The 15,409-nt window shown below is 65.6% G+C and carries 15 protein-coding genes; 6 read left to right on the forward strand and 9 right to left on the reverse strand.

The features are described 5' to 3' along the window. From glp to Q8N40_RS19935, 3 genes are all read left to right on the forward strand, one after another. On the forward strand, positions 1-1,212 hold the full coding sequence (gene glp / locus Q8N40_RS19925) for a gephyrin-like molybdotransferase Glp (protein ID WP_305318054.1): 1,212 nt from the start codon (positions 1-3) through the stop codon (positions 1,210-1,212). Positions 1,213-1,421: 209 nt separating this feature from the next. Then, positions 1,422-2,123 (forward strand): transcriptional repressor LexA, encoded by a 702-nt coding sequence (gene lexA / locus Q8N40_RS19930; RefSeq protein ID WP_305318055.1) that lies wholly within the window; start codon positions 1,422-1,424, stop codon positions 2,121-2,123. Between the two features lie 90 nt (positions 2,124-2,213). After that, complete coding sequence (locus tag Q8N40_RS19935) at positions 2,214-2,444, forward strand: hypothetical protein (protein WP_370870750.1); 231 nt, start codon at positions 2,214-2,216, stop codon at positions 2,442-2,444. Positions 2,445-2,456: 12 nt separating this feature from the next. On the opposite strand, the gene Q8N40_RS19940 is transcribed toward Q8N40_RS19935, so the two are convergent. Then, complete coding sequence (locus tag Q8N40_RS19940; RefSeq protein ID WP_305713005.1) at positions 2,457-4,733, reverse strand: ComEC/Rec2 family competence protein; 2,277 nt, start codon at positions 4,731-4,733, stop codon at positions 2,457-2,459. A gap of 160 nt (positions 4,734-4,893) precedes the next feature. Between Q8N40_RS19940 and Q8N40_RS19945 the strand changes: the two genes are divergently transcribed. Then, positions 4,894-5,226 carry a hypothetical protein gene (locus tag Q8N40_RS19945; protein ID WP_305318057.1) on the forward strand — a complete coding sequence of 111 codons (333 nt, stop codon included), beginning with the start codon at positions 4,894-4,896 and terminating at the stop codon, positions 5,224-5,226. Positions 5,227-5,238: 12 nt separating this feature from the next. On the opposite strand, the gene Q8N40_RS19950 is transcribed toward Q8N40_RS19945, so the two are convergent. Continuing rightward, positions 5,239-5,622: a nuclear transport factor 2 family protein gene (locus Q8N40_RS19950; protein WP_305318058.1), complete on the reverse strand. Its 384-nt coding sequence runs from the start codon at positions 5,620-5,622 to the stop codon at positions 5,239-5,241. Positions 5,623-5,648: 26 nt separating this feature from the next. Continuing rightward, positions 5,649-7,331: a glutamine--tRNA ligase/YqeY domain fusion protein gene (locus Q8N40_RS19955; RefSeq protein WP_305713006.1), complete on the reverse strand. Its 1,683-nt coding sequence runs from the start codon at positions 7,329-7,331 to the stop codon at positions 5,649-5,651. A 134-nt stretch (positions 7,332-7,465) separates the two neighbouring features. Between Q8N40_RS19955 and gltX the strand changes: the two genes are divergently transcribed. Further along, positions 7,466-8,890, forward strand: coding sequence for a glutamate--tRNA ligase (gene gltX, locus Q8N40_RS19960; protein WP_305713007.1), 1,425 nt, complete (start codon positions 7,466-7,468; stop codon positions 8,888-8,890). 159 nt (positions 8,891-9,049) lie between these two features. Then, the gene (gene gltA / locus Q8N40_RS19965) at positions 9,050-10,354 is read left to right on the forward strand and encodes a citrate synthase (protein WP_305318061.1); all 1,305 of its coding nucleotides are present in this window, start codon (positions 9,050-9,052) and stop codon (positions 10,352-10,354) included. Between the two features lie 158 nt (positions 10,355-10,512). Here gltA and lpxB read toward each other — a convergent pair whose 3' ends face one another. The 6 genes from lpxB to Q8N40_RS19995 all read right to left on the reverse strand — a co-directional run. Beyond that, entirely contained in the window at positions 10,513-11,676 is a 1,164-nt protein-coding gene (gene lpxB / locus Q8N40_RS19970) for a lipid-A-disaccharide synthase (RefSeq protein WP_305713008.1), read from the reverse strand. 26 nt (positions 11,677-11,702) lie between these two features. Then, positions 11,703-12,560, reverse strand: a complete 858-nt coding sequence (locus Q8N40_RS19975) for an LpxI family protein (RefSeq protein WP_305318063.1) — start codon at positions 12,558-12,560, stop codon at positions 11,703-11,705. Between the two features lie 36 nt (positions 12,561-12,596). Next, entirely contained in the window at positions 12,597-13,400 is an 804-nt protein-coding gene (gene lpxA / locus Q8N40_RS19980) for an acyl-ACP--UDP-N-acetylglucosamine O-acyltransferase (RefSeq protein WP_305318064.1), read from the reverse strand. A 155-nt stretch (positions 13,401-13,555) separates the two neighbouring features. Continuing rightward, the gene (gene fabZ / locus Q8N40_RS19985) at positions 13,556-14,014 is read right to left on the reverse strand and encodes a 3-hydroxyacyl-ACP dehydratase FabZ (protein WP_305318065.1); all 459 of its coding nucleotides are present in this window, start codon (positions 14,012-14,014) and stop codon (positions 13,556-13,558) included. After that, on the reverse strand, positions 14,014-15,081 hold the full coding sequence (lpxD, locus tag Q8N40_RS19990) for a UDP-3-O-(3-hydroxymyristoyl)glucosamine N-acyltransferase (protein ID WP_305713009.1): 1,068 nt from the start codon (positions 15,079-15,081) through the stop codon (positions 14,014-14,016). Before lpxD ends, fabZ begins: the two co-directional genes overlap by 1 nt. Before the next feature lie 127 nt (positions 15,082-15,208). Then, positions 15,209-15,409: BamA/TamA family outer membrane protein (locus Q8N40_RS19995; RefSeq protein WP_305713010.1), on the reverse strand; the 201-nt coding region annotated here is incomplete at its 5' end.

A 15,409-nucleotide genomic window follows, 5' to 3' on the forward strand; every position in this document is an offset into this window, starting at 1 on the left:
GTGGCGCTAATGCCCGTCGCCGATGCCCTTGCCGCGATCCTCGCCGGCGCCGAACCGCTGCCGGGGGAAATGGTCGCGCTGGATGCCGCGCATCACCGCGTGCTGGCGCGCGACGTCGCGGCGTTGCGGACCCAGCCGCCGCAGGCGATGTCGGCGATGGACGGCTATGCGGTGCGCGCGGCCGACGCCGGTCATGTCGCGGCGCGGCTCAAGGTGATCGGCGAGGTCGCGGCCGGCCGGCCATTCGACAGGGCGGTAGGCGCCGGCGAGGCGGTGCGGATCTTTACCGGCGGCGTGATCCCGGAGGGCGCCGACGCCGTCATCATCCAGGAAGACACTGTCGCCGAGGACGGCGGAATCACCATCACCGAAGCCGCGCGCCCGGGGCGGCATATCCGCCGCGCCGGCATCGACTTTTGTGAAGGCGATGTGCTGCTGGCGCGCGGCACCCGCCTCACCGACCGCGATCTGTCGCTCGCCGCCGGCATGAATCACCCCGAGATTCCCGTTTGCCGCCGGCCCAGGGTCGCGATGCTCGCCACCGGCGACGAATTGGTGATGCCGGGCGGAACCCCCGGCCCCGGGCAGATCGTCTATTCCAACGGCTACGCGCTGCGGGCGCTGGCCCGGCACGAAGGCGCCGAAACCATCGACCTCGGCATCGCCGCGGACACCATGGCGGCTACCACCGATGGCATCCGCCGCGCCCGCGATAGCGGCGCCGACATCCTGATCACCATGGGCGGCGCCTCGGTCGGCGACCATGATCTCGTCAAGCGGTCGCTGGAGGCCGAGGGCGTCGCCATGACGTTCTGGCGGATCGCGATGCGGCCGGGCAAGCCGATGATGCATGGCAGGCTGGGGGCGATGCGGGTGATCGGCCTGCCCGGCAATCCCGTGTCGTCCTATGTCTGCGGCTTCCTGTTTCTGGCGCCGCTGATTCGCGCGCTATCCGGTCGCTCGACCGTCCACCACGTCAGCGAGACCGCGCTGCTCGGGCGCGACGTCACCGCCAATGACCTGCGCGAGGACTATCTGCGGGCCCGCCTGGAGCGGCGCGCCGACGGCGCCCTGATCGCCACGCCGGTCAACCATCAGGACTCCTCGCTGCTCGGGAATCTCGCTGCGGCACGGGCGTTAATCGTGCGTGCGCCCCATGCGCCGGCCGCCGCCGCGGGCACCGCCTGCGGGATCCTGCGGCTGCCCGACTGAGCGGTTGCGCCGTTAAGGACTGTCCCGAGAATCCCCGGCCTGTTCACGGGAAATTAAGTGGTTGCGGAACACATATGGAACATATAGTGTTCGTTCATGATTTGTTTCGAGTGTTGGTGCCATAAAGTGGAATTCCGGACTCCCTCGCGGGTCCGCTGAAACTCCGCCTCTCGGAATCGAACGACGCTATCAACTGGGGATTGGTCGAGATGCTCACGCGCAAACAATATGAACTGCTGCGATTCATCAGCGAGCGGCTGAAAGAGTCGGGCGTCCCGCCCTCCTTCGACGAGATGAAGGACGCGCTGGATTTGCGGTCGAAGTCCGGCATCCATCGCCTCATCACCGCCCTGGAAGAGCGCGGCTTCATTCGCCGGCTGCCCAATCGCGCCCGCGCCATCGAGGTCATCAAGCTGCCCGAGCTTTCCGGCGACGGCGCCGGTAGCGGCCGCCGCGGCTTCACGCCCAGCGTCATCGAAGGCACGCTCGGCAAGGTCCGCAGCGCCAGTTCGGAGAATGATGGCGAGCGCCCGGTCTCGGTGCCGGTGATGGGTCGCATCGCCGCCGGCACGCCGATCGAGGCATTGCAGACCCGCAGCCACACCATCAGCGTGCCGCCGGACATGCTCGGCTCCGGCGAACATTACGCGCTCGAAGTACGCGGCGATTCCATGGTGGATGCCGGCATTCTCGACGGCGACATGGCGCTGATCCAGCGCAACGAGACCGCCGAGACCGGCGATATCGTGGTGGCGCTGATCGACGAGGAGGAAGCCACCCTGAAGCGCTTCCGCCGCCGCGGCGCCTCGATCGCGCTGGAGCCCGCCAACACCTCCTACGAAGTCCGCATCCTGCCGCCGAACCGGGTCCGGATCCAGGGCAAGCTGATCGGACTGTACCGGAAGTATTGAGCACAAGCCGCAGAATCGCCCACAACCCGGCCCATGCTGGCATGTCGCGTTGACGCTGATAGAGGCGTGCGGACAGCAGGCGAAGCGCAATTGGTCGGCAAGGTCACTTGGCAGAAAGTCGGACGGGTCACCGAACCCGGCCGCTACATGTTCACATTCGGCTGGGTCAACATCACAGCCGACGATCTCGCGATCTGGAAACAGTTTCCGAACGCGTCGTTCGCGCTGGTCAGGATGCAGACCGAAGATGTCGAGGATGAATACCATCTCGGCGCCTTCGATCCCGGCGATCCCGCCGACGATCACCCGCACGGCGATTAACGAACGTCGTCCCTACTCCTCCACCTGCAAATCGGCTTCCGAAGGCGTCGCGTCTACCGCGCGCGGCGTCGCCGGGCGCGTCAGGCTGGCTTCGCCCTCCATCCCGCCCGCCACCGCCGACGACCATGGCCGGTCGACGCCGCGTGGCCTGACTGCCTCGATCGCAAAACCGTCGCGGACTCTACGCAGCGCCAGCGCGCCCTGCCGGCGCAGGCGTTCCTGATCGACCACCAGCGCGCCACAGGCCGCCGGCGCCTGTCGCGCGGTCACCAGCAGCGCCGCGCGCGCGCAATCGTCCGCCAGCGCGTCCGGCCGCAGCGCCAGTGCGACCAGCCCGCCGTCGGCCAGTTGCGCCACGCAGCCGGCGCCATCGCATGACACGCCCGCGGAGAGCGATGGATCGGCCGCGGGCCTGCCGTCGGCGTCGGCCGCCAGCCACTCCCGCAGCAGGAAACTGTCCCTGGTACTTTCCCTGTTGCTGCCGATCAGATGCAGGCGCCCGTCCCGGCCGCGAACGCCGACCGTGTGGCCGTCGGCGGAGATCAGGATATCCGGCTGCGGCGTCGCCAGCGCCCACACCACCGCTCCCGCCAACGCGGCCGCCCCGCTCCAGCGTAGCGGCGTGCGCAACAGCCCGAGCAGGATGATGCCGATGCTCGCCGCGACCAGCGGCCCGGTGCCGAACGCCGCCATGCGCGCGATCGAGCCCGGCAAGGCGGCGACCCATTGCGCCACCGCGATCATCCAGTCGATGCCCCAGCCCATCAACTTCCAGAAGATGCCGTCGAAGCCGAACGGCATCGCGAGCATGCCGAGCAACCCGGCCGGCATCACCAGCGCCGAGACCACCGGCATCGCCGCCAGGTTGGCGATCACGCCATACGGCGTCACCCGGTGAAAGTGAAAGGCGGCATAGGGCATGGTCGCGAGCCCCGCCACCAGCGAGGCCAGCGCCAGCATGGCGATTTCGCGCCCGCCCCACAGCGCCACCCGCGCCGTCGCCGAATTGTCGGGCGATGCGAACAGATGCGGCATGCCGATCTGGATCAGCGCCACGAGGCCGAGCGTCGCCGCGAACGACATCTGGAAACTCGGATGCACCAGCGCTTCCGGCGCGATCGTCAGCACGATCATCGCCGCCACCGCCAGCGTGCGGAACGTCACCGCGCGGCGGTCGACCATGATGGCGATCAGCACCACCGCGGTCATGAAGAACGATCGTTGCGTGGCGACCTCGGCGCCGGACAGCAGCAGATAGAAGGCTGCGGCGAGCAATGCCGCGACCGCCGACCATTTCTTGATCGGAAAGCTGACGGTGAGCGGCGGGATCAGCGCCAGCAGCGCGCGCACCGCGAAGAACACCACGCCGGCGACCACTGCCATGTGATAGCCCGAAATCGACAGCACATGGCCAAGGCCGGAGATGAACATCGCATCATTGACCGGCGCCGTGATGGCGTCGCGGCGCCCGGTCAGCAGCGCGGTCGCGATGGCGCGGCGGTCGCCGTCCAGCACGGCGCCGATGCGCGCGTCGATCGCATCGCGCAGACCCTGCATGAAGGCGGCATAGCGCAGCGACCAGCCGCCGGAGTCCGGCGGCGCCGCGGTCTTGATGCTGCCCATGACGAAACCGGAAGCGCCGATGCCGGCAAAATACATGTCGCGGCCGAAATCGTAGGCGCCCGGCCGCAGCGGTCCCAGCGGCGGCAGCAGCCGCGCCTTCAACTCCACAAAACTGCCGACGGCGGGCGCGGTGCCCTTGCGTACCGACAGCCGCACCCGCTCCAGTTTGGTCGGGCCGCGCGGGCTCTCCATCGAGACGACGCGCAGGACAAAGCGGTCGGTGCGCGCACGGATGTCGCGGGTTTCGACGAAGCCCGAAATCGACACCGAATAGATCGGCCGCGCCAGCACGCCATGGGCAACCCGCGCGGTCTTCCAGGTCGCCACCGCAAAGCCCGCGGCAACGGCGGCAATCATCACTACGATCGGAAACACCTTGTGTCGCCGCAGCAGAAACGCCGCCGCGCAGAGCACGGTCGCCGCGGCCGCAGCCACCGGCAAAACCGGCTCGCGTTCGGCCGCAAAATAGCAGGCGATCCCGGTGCCGAAGGCGACCGGCACCCAGGGCAGCAAACGCCCGGCCCCGGCCTCGGCGCGAAGCCATGTCCGCAGTTTGTCGACGAGCGACGGCCACGCCGCAAAGCCCGACGGCGCGAAGCCGCCGGCCTGCGCAGCTCCGCGTGGCGGCCACGTGCCGGCAACACCCTGCATCCGGCCAGGAGCCATCGGGTACACCTTACGATCCCCGGGGTTGCACCTTGCAATCCCTGGGGGCCCGGTAGGCTATCGAAAGGGATTTGCGGCCGGAAAGCGGAACGGATGCAGAATCCTTAATCTTTGCTAACCATCCTGCCGCTAGTGTTTCCGAATCAACCGGGGCCCGGCCATGCCTTACAGGATCACGCTTTCCGTTTTCGCGGCGCTCGCGCTCACGGCCAGCACGACCACGGCCGATGCCGCAGATCTGTCGACCCAGAGCCGGCTGGGCGCCATCTTCGCCGAGCCCGCGGTGCGTTCGCGGGTCGTCGTGGTGCAGCCGGTCCGGGATGAGGCGCCGATCATTCCCTATAATCTGCTGCCGAATCCCAACTGGAACCGGGGCAATTACAATTACGGCTCGTCGTGGTCGTTCTACTATCCCGGCCCCTATTACGGCGGTCCCTATGACACCGATGGCGCGCGGCTGCCCTATGTCTGCGGCCTCTACGGCTATTGCTGAGAAGTTCCGCCGCTAGATCAGCGCCGCTTTCGACGACACGTGATGGCTGACGATTTTCCAGTCGCCGTCTTCGCGGGTAATCACCCAGGTGATCTTGACGGAGAGCTTCGGAGCGCCATCGACGTCGAACCAGGCGGTGGCGGCGAAGTTGACAAGGTCAGGGGTAACCTGCGCCGTGCTGACGTCGGTAAAGCGGACGGCGCGTGAATTCCATCTCGGCAGGCCCTTGAAATACGCCGCTACGCCGTCACGGCCCCGGTACAGCGTCGGGTTCGAGCCGAAGAACAGCGCGTGCTTCGAATAGAGCGAAGCCTGTGCTTCCGGATCGAATTTGCTGAAAGTATCCGCCCATCTCGACGTCATGTCGGACGCAATGTCATCGGCAGCGCTTGGCATTCGAACGGTCCTTCTATCAGTTCGCGTCAGCTCTTGCCGCCGACTTCCTTGGCAAAGGTATCGCGCAGCCCGATGGTGCGGGTGAATACCCGATGCTCCGGCGTTGAATCCGCGTCGCGGACAAAATAGCCCTGCCGCTCGAACTGCACCACGTCGGTCGAATGGGTCGCGGCGATGGCGGGCTCGAGCCGCGCATCCGTCAATACTTCCAGCGACTGCGGATTGAGATCGGCGGCGAAATTGCCGGCGTCCGGATTGGGCTTTGAAAACAGCGGATTGTAGATGCGGATTTCCGCAGGTAGCGAGTTCGCCGCCGACAGCCAGTGCATGGTCGCCTTCACCTTGCGGCCGTCGGGCGCATTGCCGCCCTTGGTGGCGGGATCGTAGGTGCAGCGCAGTTCGACGACCTCGCCGGCCGCGTCCTTGATCACCCCGGTGCATTTGATGAAATAGGCATAGCGCAGCCGCACCTCGGTGCCGGGCGACAGCCGAAAAAACTTCTTCGGCGGAACTTCCATGAAATCGTCGCGCTCGATGTAGAGTTCGCGGCCGAATGCGATCTTTCGGGTGCCCGCGGCCGGATCATCCGGGTGATTGACGGCCTCGAGTTCTTCGCTCTGCCCTTCCGGATAATTCTCGATCACAACTTTCAGCGGCCGCAGCACGGCCATGCGGCGCAGCGACGACTTGTTGAGATCCTCGCGGATGCAGAATTCCAGCATGCCGACGTCAACCACGCTGTTGGCTTTTGCCACGCCGATGCGCTTGATGAATTCGCGGATCGCCGCTGGCGGCACCCCGCGCCGCTTCAGCCCGGCGATGGTCGGCATCCGCGGATCGTCCCAGCCCGCGACATGGCCGCCGCGCACCAGTTCGGTCAGCACCCGCTTCGACAGCAGCGTGTAGGTCAGATTGAGCCGGGCGAATTCGTACTGCCGCGGTTTTGAGGGCACCGGCAGCTTGTCGAGCAGCCATTCATAGAGCGGCCGATGGTCCTCGAATTCCAGCGTGCAGATCGAGTGCGTGATGCCCTCAATCGCATCGGACTGGCCGTGGGCGTAATCGTAGCTCGGATAGAGCGACCAGGCGTCGCCGGTGCGCGGATGGTGCGCATGCAGGATGCGGTAGAGCACGGGGTCGCGCAGGTTGATATTGCCGGAGGCCATGTCGATTTTGGCGCGCAGCACCCGGGCGCCGTTCGGAAACTCGCCCGCCTTCATGCGGCGGAACAGGTCGAGGTTCTCCTCCACCGGGCGGTCGCGGAACGGGCTGTTCCTGCCGGGCTCGGTCAGGGTGCCGCGCTTGACGCGGATTTCCTCCTGCGACTGGTCGTCGACATAAGCGTGGCCTGATCGAATCAAGCCCTCGGCCCATTCATAAAGCCGCTCGAAATAGTCCGAGGCGTAATAGAGGTCGGTTCCCCAGTCGTAGCCGAGCCAGCGCACGTCGGCCTGAATCGAATCGATATATTCCTGCTCTTCTTTGGTCGGGTTGGTGTCGTCGAACCGCAAATGGCAGCGGCCGGCAAATTCCTGGGCGATGCCGAAATTGAGGGCAATCGACTTGGCATGGCCGATATGCAGATAGCCGTTCGGCTCCGGCGGAAAGCGCGTCACGACCTGGCGGTATTTTCCGGCGTCGAGGTCGGCCTGGACGATATCGCGAATGAAATCGCGGCCTGCCTCTGCCGCCACTGGTTCTGCTGTCATGCTGGTTCCCGTTCGGATTCAGCGGCCCTTCTGCCAAATCCGCACCTCTCAAGGAAGGCTTTAGTTATGCACCGTTCCTGCTATACAACCCCGCGCTCCGCGCAACCCCTTATTGTCCCCGAAATGCAGCTGTAATGACCGATTCCGTCGTCACCCGCTTTGCCCCCTCGCCGACCGGCTTCCTCCATATCGGCGGCGCCCGCACCGCGCTGTTCAACTGGCTGTACGCCAAAAAGCTCGGCGGCAAGATGCTGCTGCGGATCGAGGACACCGACCGCGAGCGCTCGACCGAGCCCGCGATCGCCGCCATCCTGGACGGGCTGAAATGGCTCGGGCTCGATTGGGACGGCGACGTCGTTTACCAGTTCACGAGGGCGGCGCGCCACCGCGAGGTGGCGGAGCAGCTGCTCGCGAGCGGCAAGGCCTATCGCTGCTACGCGACCCCGGAGGAACTGACCGCGATGCGCGAGAAGGCCCGCGCCGAGGGCCGCACCCGCCTCTATGACGGGTTGTGGCGCGACCGCGATCCGAAGGCGGCGCCCGAACGCATCAAGCCGACGATCCGTCTGAAGGCGCCACTGACCGGCGAGACCGTGATCGAGGACCAGGTCCAGGGCCGCGTGGTCTGGCAGAACGAGAACCTCGATGACCTCGTGCTGCTGCGCGGCGACGGCAACCCGACCTATATGCTGGCGGTGGTGGTCGACGACCACGACATGGGCGTCACCCATGTGATCCGGGGCGACGATCATCTGATCAACGCCGCGCGCCAGAAGCAGATCTACGATGCGCTGGGATGGGAGATTCCGAGCATGTCGCACATCCCGCTGATCCATGGCCCCGATGGCTCGAAACTTTCAAAACGTCATGGCGCGCTGGGGGTGGATGCCTACCGCTCGCTCGGCTACCTGCCGGAGGCGCTGCGCAATTATCTGGTCAGGCTCGGCTGGAGCCATGGCGACCAGGAGATATTTTCCACCCGGGAAATGATCGACGCCTTCGACCTCCCGGGCATCGGGCGCGCGGCGGCGCGGTTCGACTTTGCCAAGCTGGAAAACCTCAACGGCCACTATATCCGCCACGCCGGGGATGCCGCGCTGGTGACCATGTTCGAGGACGTACTGAACCATCTGCCGGATCGCTCCAGCCTCAAGGCCAAGCTCAACGCCACCACGCGGGCGCAGTTGCTGCAGGCAATGCCGAGCCTCAAGGAGCGCGCCAAGACGCTGATCGAGCTGATCGACAGCGCCTATTTCATCTTCGCCGACCGCCCGCTCGAGCTCGAACCCAAGGCGGCGGCGCTCATGACGCCGGACAATCGCGCGCTGATCGGCCAGCTCAAGGCAGCACTCGAGCCGGTTTCGCCCTGGACCGCGCAGACCACGGAAGCGGCGATGCGGGCCTTCGCCGAAGCCAATGGCCTCAAGCTTGGCGCGGTGGCGCAGCCGCTGCGGGTAGCATTGACCGGCCGCACCACGTCGCCGGGAATTTTCGACGTGCTGACGGTGCTGGGGCGCGAGGAATGCCTGGCCCGGCTCGGCGACCAGCCCCCGTCATAAGGTGGTGTAGCAGGGCCGCCGTGGCCGTCTTGCAGTGCAAACAGCAATAAGATACCCATTTCTTGGGTACTTCCAGAACACCCGGTTTCCCGCGCCAGCCAGCCCGTTTTGGCGCCCCCGGCCGCCGGTTTTCGCAACGATCTCATCGGGGACTACACGATGGACGCAACTTCCAACAAGAAATCCGCAACGCTGACCGTCGGCAACAAGTCGTACGATTTCCCGATTTTGAGCGGCACCGTCGGGCCCGATGTCATCGACATCGCCAAGCTCTACGCCCAGGCCGGCATGTTCACCTATGACCCCGGCTTCACCTCGACCGGCAGTTGCCAGTCCAAGATCACCTATATCGACGGCGACGCCGGCATCCTGGAATACCGCGGCTATCCGATCGAACAACTGGCGGAAAAAGGCGACTTCCTCGAAACCTGCTACCTGCTGCTGTACGGCGATCTGCCGACCCCGGCGCAAAAGGCCGATTTCGACAGCCGCGTGATCCATCACACCATGGTCCACGAGCAGATGGCCCGCTTCTTCCAGGGCTTCCGCCGCGACGCCCATCCGATGGCGATCATGGTGGCGGCGGTCGGAGCGCTGGCCGCGTTCTATCACGACTCCACCGACATCAACGATCCGCGCCAGCGCATGATCGCGTCAATGCGCATGATCGCGAAGGTGCCGACGCTGGCGGCGATGGCGTTCAAATACACCGTCGGCCAGCCCTTCATGTATCCGAAGAACTCGCTCTCCTTCGCCGAGAACTTCCTGCACATGTGCTTCGCGGTGCCCTGCGAGGACTACAAGATCAATCCGGTGCTGGCCGACGCGCTCGACAAGATCTTCATCCTGCACGCCGACCACGAGCAGAACGCCTCGACCTCGACCGTGCGCATCGCCGGCTCCTCCGGCGCCAACCCGTTCGCCTGCATCGCCGCCGGCATCGCCTGCCTGTGGGGCCCGGCGCATGGCGGCGCCAATGAAGCGGCGCTGGCGATGCTCGCCGAGATCGGCAGCGTCGACAAGATCCCCGAATTCATCGCCAAGGTGAAGGACAAGAACAGCGAAGTCCGGCTGATGGGTTTTGGACATCGCGTCTACAAGAACTACGATCCGCGCGCCAAGATCATGCAGAAGATGTGTCACGCGGTGCTGGCCGAAACCGGCCATGGCGACGATCCGATGCTGAAGGTCGCGCTGGAGCTGGAGAAGATCGCGCTGAGCGATCCCTACTTCATCGATCGCAAGCTCTATCCGAACGTCGACTTCTATTCGGGCATCACGCTGAAGGCGATGGGCTTCCCTACCTCGATGTTCACCGTGCTGTTCGCGGTCGCCCGCACCGTCGGCTGGATCAGCCAGTGGAGCGAGATGATCGAGGACCCGCAGCAGAAGATCGGCCGCCCGCGCCAGCTCTACACCGGCGTCGCCCGCCGCGATTACGTCGCGATCGACAAGCGCAAGTAAGCGCGCAGGCGTTACGACCATTTCAGAGCCGGATGCGATCACCGCATCCGGCTTTTTTGATTCAGAATCGCAGGTTGGACACGCTGCCGTCCACCACCACTTGTCATCCCCGCACTGGATCACCCGCCTTCGCGGGGGATGACAATTGTGGGCGTCCGCTACCCCACCCCGCGCGCCTTGCGCATGGTCGCCAGCACGATATCCGCCGCGCGCGTGCTCGGTGTCACGTTGCCGGTCGACATGATCGCGTCGATCTTCGCAAACGCCTCGACCTGCCGCCGCCGCAGCGAAGACTCCTCGAGCACGTCGCGCAGCGCGCGCGACAGATTCTCCGGCGTGCAGTCGGCTTGCAGGAATTCCGGCACGACATTGTCGCCGACCACGAGGTTGGCGAGGATCACCGAGGGGATCTTGATCATGCGCAGCATGATCCAGGCCTCGATCGCGCCGGTGCGATAGGCCGTCACCATCGGAACCCCCGCCAGCGCCAGCTCCAGCGTCACGGTGCCTGACTTCGCCAGCGCCGCGCGCGCGATCCGGAACGCCGCCCGCTTCTCGGCCTCGCCGATCACGATCCGCGGCTGCACCGGCCAGTTCGCCACGCCCTCGCGCACCGCATCGGCCAGATGCGGCATGGTCGGCAGGACCAGTTCGAACGCCACGCCCTCGTCGCGCAGCCGGCCGAGCGCAGCACCAAACACCGCGATGTGATGCCTGACTTCGCTGCGGCGGCTTCCCGGCAGCACCAGCAGGACCGGCGGGGCATCATCGCGGCGCTTCTGCTCGTCGGGTCCAGGTCGAAGCGTGCCGACCTGTTCGGTCAGGGGATGGCCGACATAGCTGCACGGCGGACCGTGCAGCTTGCGATATTCCGCGGGCTCGAACGGCAGCAGCGCCAGCACGTGATCGACGTAGGCTGTCATCGCGCGCGCCCGGCCGGGCCGCCATGCCCAGACCGAGGGCGAAACATAATTGACGATCGGGATCGCGGGATCGCTGGCGCGGACGCGGCGCGCCACCCGATGGGTGAAATCGGGGCTGTCGATGATGACAAGCACGTCTGGCGATGCCTGCGTCACCGCCTCGGCGGTTTCGCGGATACGCTGCAGCAGCATCGGCAGCTGTTTCACCACTGCCGCAAATCCCATGATCGACAATTGCTCGATCGGAAACAGCGACACCAGTCCCTCGCGCGCCATCGCCTGGCCGCCGACGCCCTCGAAACGGACCGCGCCGCCGAGCCGCTGGCGCAGCACCTTCATCAGGCTGGCGCCGAGACGATCGCCGGATTCTTCGGTCGCGATCAGGAATATCTTTCTCACGGCTTCAGGGGTTGTTCGTGGCGGGATCACGCGGGCAGACCCGTGACGAACAGGCCCGCCGCGTCGGCGGCATCGATCATGGCCTGCGGCTCGACCACGATGGTATGGCCGGCAACGATGGCGATGCCGGCGAGCCCGGCCTCGACCGCGTGCTCGACCGTGCGCGGCCCGATGGTCGGCAAATCGAAGCGCAGGTCCTGTCCGCTCTTCGGCGCCTTCACCAGCACGCCGCGCGGCGCCTTGGCGCGGATCCGGCCCTCGCCGCGCAGCCGCGCCACCCGCGCCAGCAGACCGTCGGTGCCTTCGATGTCTTCCACCGCGACCACATGGCCGTCCATCACGATGGCCGCCTGGCCGATGTCGAACGGGCTCAGCGCCCGCAGCACGTCACGCCCGCGTACGATGTCGGCGGCGGCTTTGTCATCGGGCGCGATGCTGGTGACGCATCCCTCGGGCATCAGCAGATCGGGGGCAACGTCCTTGATCCCGACCATACGAAAACCGTCCTGTTCGAGAATCCGGCCGATCCCGGACAGCAGGTGATCGTCGCCGCCGCGGAAAGCCGCCCACACCCGGCCGAGTACCCGAATGGTGGTCCAGTCCAGCCGTAGCTCCGACAGCGCCGGCCGCACCAGCGCGCCGATGAACACCAGGTCGCGGCAATTCTCGCTGCGAAACAGTTTCATGGCCCGGCCGATCTGGCCGATCGCAATCCAGTGATGGCGAAAACGCGTTACGGCAACCGGATCGCAGGCCCCCTTCAGCGCGAACAGCACCGGATCGATGCCGCGCGCGATCAGCGAGTCCGCAACCGCGAACGGCATGACACCGCCGCCGGCGACCACGCCGACCGGCGAAGAAATCTGCAAGGCCTCATTCGTCATGGCATGCCCCGACGCCCCAAAGATCAAGGTCAAGGATCAAGGCGCCTTGCCGGCCTTCAGCGGCTGGCACAATTCGCGATGTTTTCCGGCATCGATGAAATGGAGAATCTCCGCAATCGCGGGGTCGGCGCCCGTCTGATGCCGCGCCTTATCAAGACGTTCCGCAAACACACCGGGGCCGTGAAACAGCTCAAGATAGAACGACCGGATTTTCGCCAGTCGCTCGCGGGTAAATTTGCGGCGCTTCATGCCGATGACGTTGAGGCCGGCGAGTTGGGCGAACTGGCCGTTTACAAGACCGTAGGGGATCACATCGCTGCGTACGGCGGTGAGCGCGCCGACCATGACCTGCGAACCGACGCGCCCGAACTGATGCACCGCCGACAGGCCGCCCATGAAAACGAAATCGCCAATCTCGCAATGACCGCCCAGCGTCGCCGAGGTCGCGAAGATCACGTCGTTGCCGACCACGCAGTCATGCCCGATATGGCTGCAATTCATGAAGTAACCGCGATCGCCGATGCGGGTGATGCCGCCGCCGGCCACGGTGCCGGCGCTTATGGTCGACTGCTCCCGGATGGTGCAGCCCTGGCCGATCTGGAGTTTTGTCTTTTCGCCGCGCCAGGCCAGCGATTGCGGCGGGGTGCCGAGGGAGACGAAGGGATAGATCGTGCAGCCGTCGCCGATCGTGGTCTGCGCGGTGACGTAGACATGCGCGAGCAGCTTGCAGTTGGCGCCGATCACGACGTCGGGCCCGATCACGCAATAGGGTCCGATCGAGGTGCCCTCGCCGATCACAGCGCCATCCTCAATCCGCGCGGTGGGATCGATCATGCTCATCGAAGGGTCCGGTAAAGCCAAAGGGTGGAGGTTAATGTCTCAAGGTTTTCCGGTGGTTAGCGCGGCATCCCGGAGCTGTCCAGTGACGTATGGTTACGCCGTGTTTCGCCGAGCCGGCATTCGCGACGCGCGTGCCCGGCGCGCCTTCCGTCCGGTCAGTCCGTCAGCATCGCGCCGACGTCGGCTTCGGCGACGGTCACGCCGTTGACGATGGCGTCGCCGTGAAACCACCACATCGCCTTGCGGCGGCCGATGCTGCGCATGTGGTATTCGATGGTATCGCCGGGCATCACCGGCTTGCGAAACTTGCACTTGTCGATGGTGAGAAAATAAACCGCGCGCGGCTTCTCGGTGCCTTCGACCGACTTGATGCCGATCACGCCGGCGGTCTGCGCCATGGCTTCGATCATCATCACCCCGGGATACACCGGGCGGTCGGGAAAATGCCCCTGGAACGGCGGCTCGTTGAAGGTGACGTTCTTGATGCCGGTGCCCGAATAATCGGTGCGGATATTGATCACCTTGTCGATCAGCAACATCGGAAACCGATGCGGCAGCGTCTTCAGGATCTCATTGATATCGACCAGCGCAAACCTGACTGCTGCCTCCTCCATCACTCCCGCCCCTCACCCTTCGGATCGGCCGCGCCATCGCGCACCAGACGCTCCACTGCCACGATCTCCCGGAACCACTGTCGTGTCGGCTTGGCAAAATGGCCACCCCAGCGCCCGTTGGCCGGAATGTCATCCTTGACCGCGCTCATCGCCGTAACCTGGGCGCCGTCGCCGATCCTGAGATGATTGTTGATCCCCACCTTGGCGCCCAGCGCCACATTGTCGCCAATCGTCAGGCTGCCCGCCAGCCCAATCTGGGCGGCCAGCAGGCAATGCCGGCCGATCGTCACATTGTGGCCGATCTGGACCTGATTGTCGATTTTCGTGCCCTCGCCGATCACGGTATCGCGCAGGCTGCCGCGGTCGATGGTGGTCCCGGCTCCGACCTCAACGTTGTTCTGGATCACGACACGGCCGGTCTGCGGCACTTTCAGGTGGCCCCCCGGGCCAAAGAACACGAACCCGTAGCCGTCCTGCCCGATACTGCAGCCGGGATGGATCAGCACGTTGTTGCCGATCAGTGCGGACTGGATCGCCGTATGGGCGCCGACGTTGCAGTCCCGGCCGATCCTTACATTGGCGCCGATCACCGCCGCCGCACCGACCACGGTTCCGGCGCCGATTTCGACGCCGGGGCCGATCACCGCGAGCGGATCCACGATCACGCCGTCTTCCAGATGCGCCGACGGATCGATCACGGCGGATGGCGCGATGCCGGCATTGCCGACCCAGGATTGCGGACGAAGCGAGTCGCTATACAGCTCGCGGGCGATGGTCACGAATTCGCGGAACGGCTGCGCGGAGCGCAGTACCGCGACATGGGCGGGCACGCGGGCCTCGAAACGCGCGCTGACCAGGCACGCGCCGGCCCTGGTCGAGGCGAGCTGGTCGGCATATTTCAGGTTGTCGAAGAACGCCAGGTGCATCGGGCCGGCTTCCTCGAGCGAAGCCAGTCCCCGGATTTCGACTCCGCCACGCGCGGGATCAACCAGATGCGCATTCGTCAACGCGGCCAATTCGGCCAGCGTCGACGACGGCGGTTGCCTGGAAAATGTCGGTTGCGCCATTCCACCCGTCGCGGTCCGGCCGGTGATCGAATGAGAGCCCCGGTTCTGATCGATCACAACAGGGGTCTGCTTCTGTTTTGTCGCGTCTTCTTCACGCGAACCGGAATCCGCTTCGCTCGAAAACGCCCTAGAACGATGTCCCGCCGCCAAACTTGAATTGCTGGACGCGGTCGAACTGCCCCTTGGTCAACGGCACCGCGTAATCGATGCGCAGCGGACCGAACGGCGACGCCCAGATCAGACCGACACCGACCGAACTGCGGACGACGTTGCCATTGTCATACACCAGCCCGGTGCAGGATCCGGCCGGAAGCGGAATGGTCGTGCC

The sequence above is a fragment of the Bradyrhizobium sp. genome (assembly GCF_030693485.1).
GTDB lineage: Bacteria > Pseudomonadota > Alphaproteobacteria > Rhizobiales > Xanthobacteraceae > Bradyrhizobium.

Coding starts and splice junctions, on each gene's coding strand:
- lexA (WP_305318055.1), top strand. CDS start 1,422: ATGCTCACGCGCAAACAATATGAACTGCTGCGATTCATCAGCGAGCGG.
- Q8N40_RS19940 (WP_305713005.1), bottom strand. CDS start 4,733: ATGGCTCCTGGCCGGATGCAGGGTGTTGCCGGCACGTGGCCGCCACGC.
- Q8N40_RS19945 (WP_305318057.1), top strand. CDS start 4,894: ATGCCTTACAGGATCACGCTTTCCGTTTTCGCGGCGCTCGCGCTCACG.
- Q8N40_RS19950 (WP_305318058.1), bottom strand. CDS start 5,622: ATGCCAAGCGCTGCCGATGACATTGCGTCCGACATGACGTCGAGATGG.
- Q8N40_RS19955 (WP_305713006.1), bottom strand. CDS start 7,331: ATGACAGCAGAACCAGTGGCGGCAGAGGCAGGCCGCGATTTCATTCGC.
- gltX (WP_305713007.1), top strand. CDS start 7,466: ATGACCGATTCCGTCGTCACCCGCTTTGCCCCCTCGCCGACCGGCTTC.
- gltA (WP_305318061.1), top strand. CDS start 9,050: ATGGACGCAACTTCCAACAAGAAATCCGCAACGCTGACCGTCGGCAAC.
- Q8N40_RS19975 (WP_305318063.1), bottom strand. CDS start 12,560: ATGACGAATGAGGCCTTGCAGATTTCTTCGCCGGTCGGCGTGGTCGCC.
- lpxA (WP_305318064.1), bottom strand. CDS start 13,400: ATGAGCATGATCGATCCCACCGCGCGGATTGAGGATGGCGCTGTGATC.
- fabZ (WP_305318065.1), bottom strand. CDS start 14,014: ATGGAGGAGGCAGCAGTCAGGTTTGCGCTGGTCGATATCAATGAGATC.
- lpxD (WP_305713009.1), bottom strand. CDS start 15,081: ATGGCGCAACCGACATTTTCCAGGCAACCGCCGTCGTCGACGCTGGCC.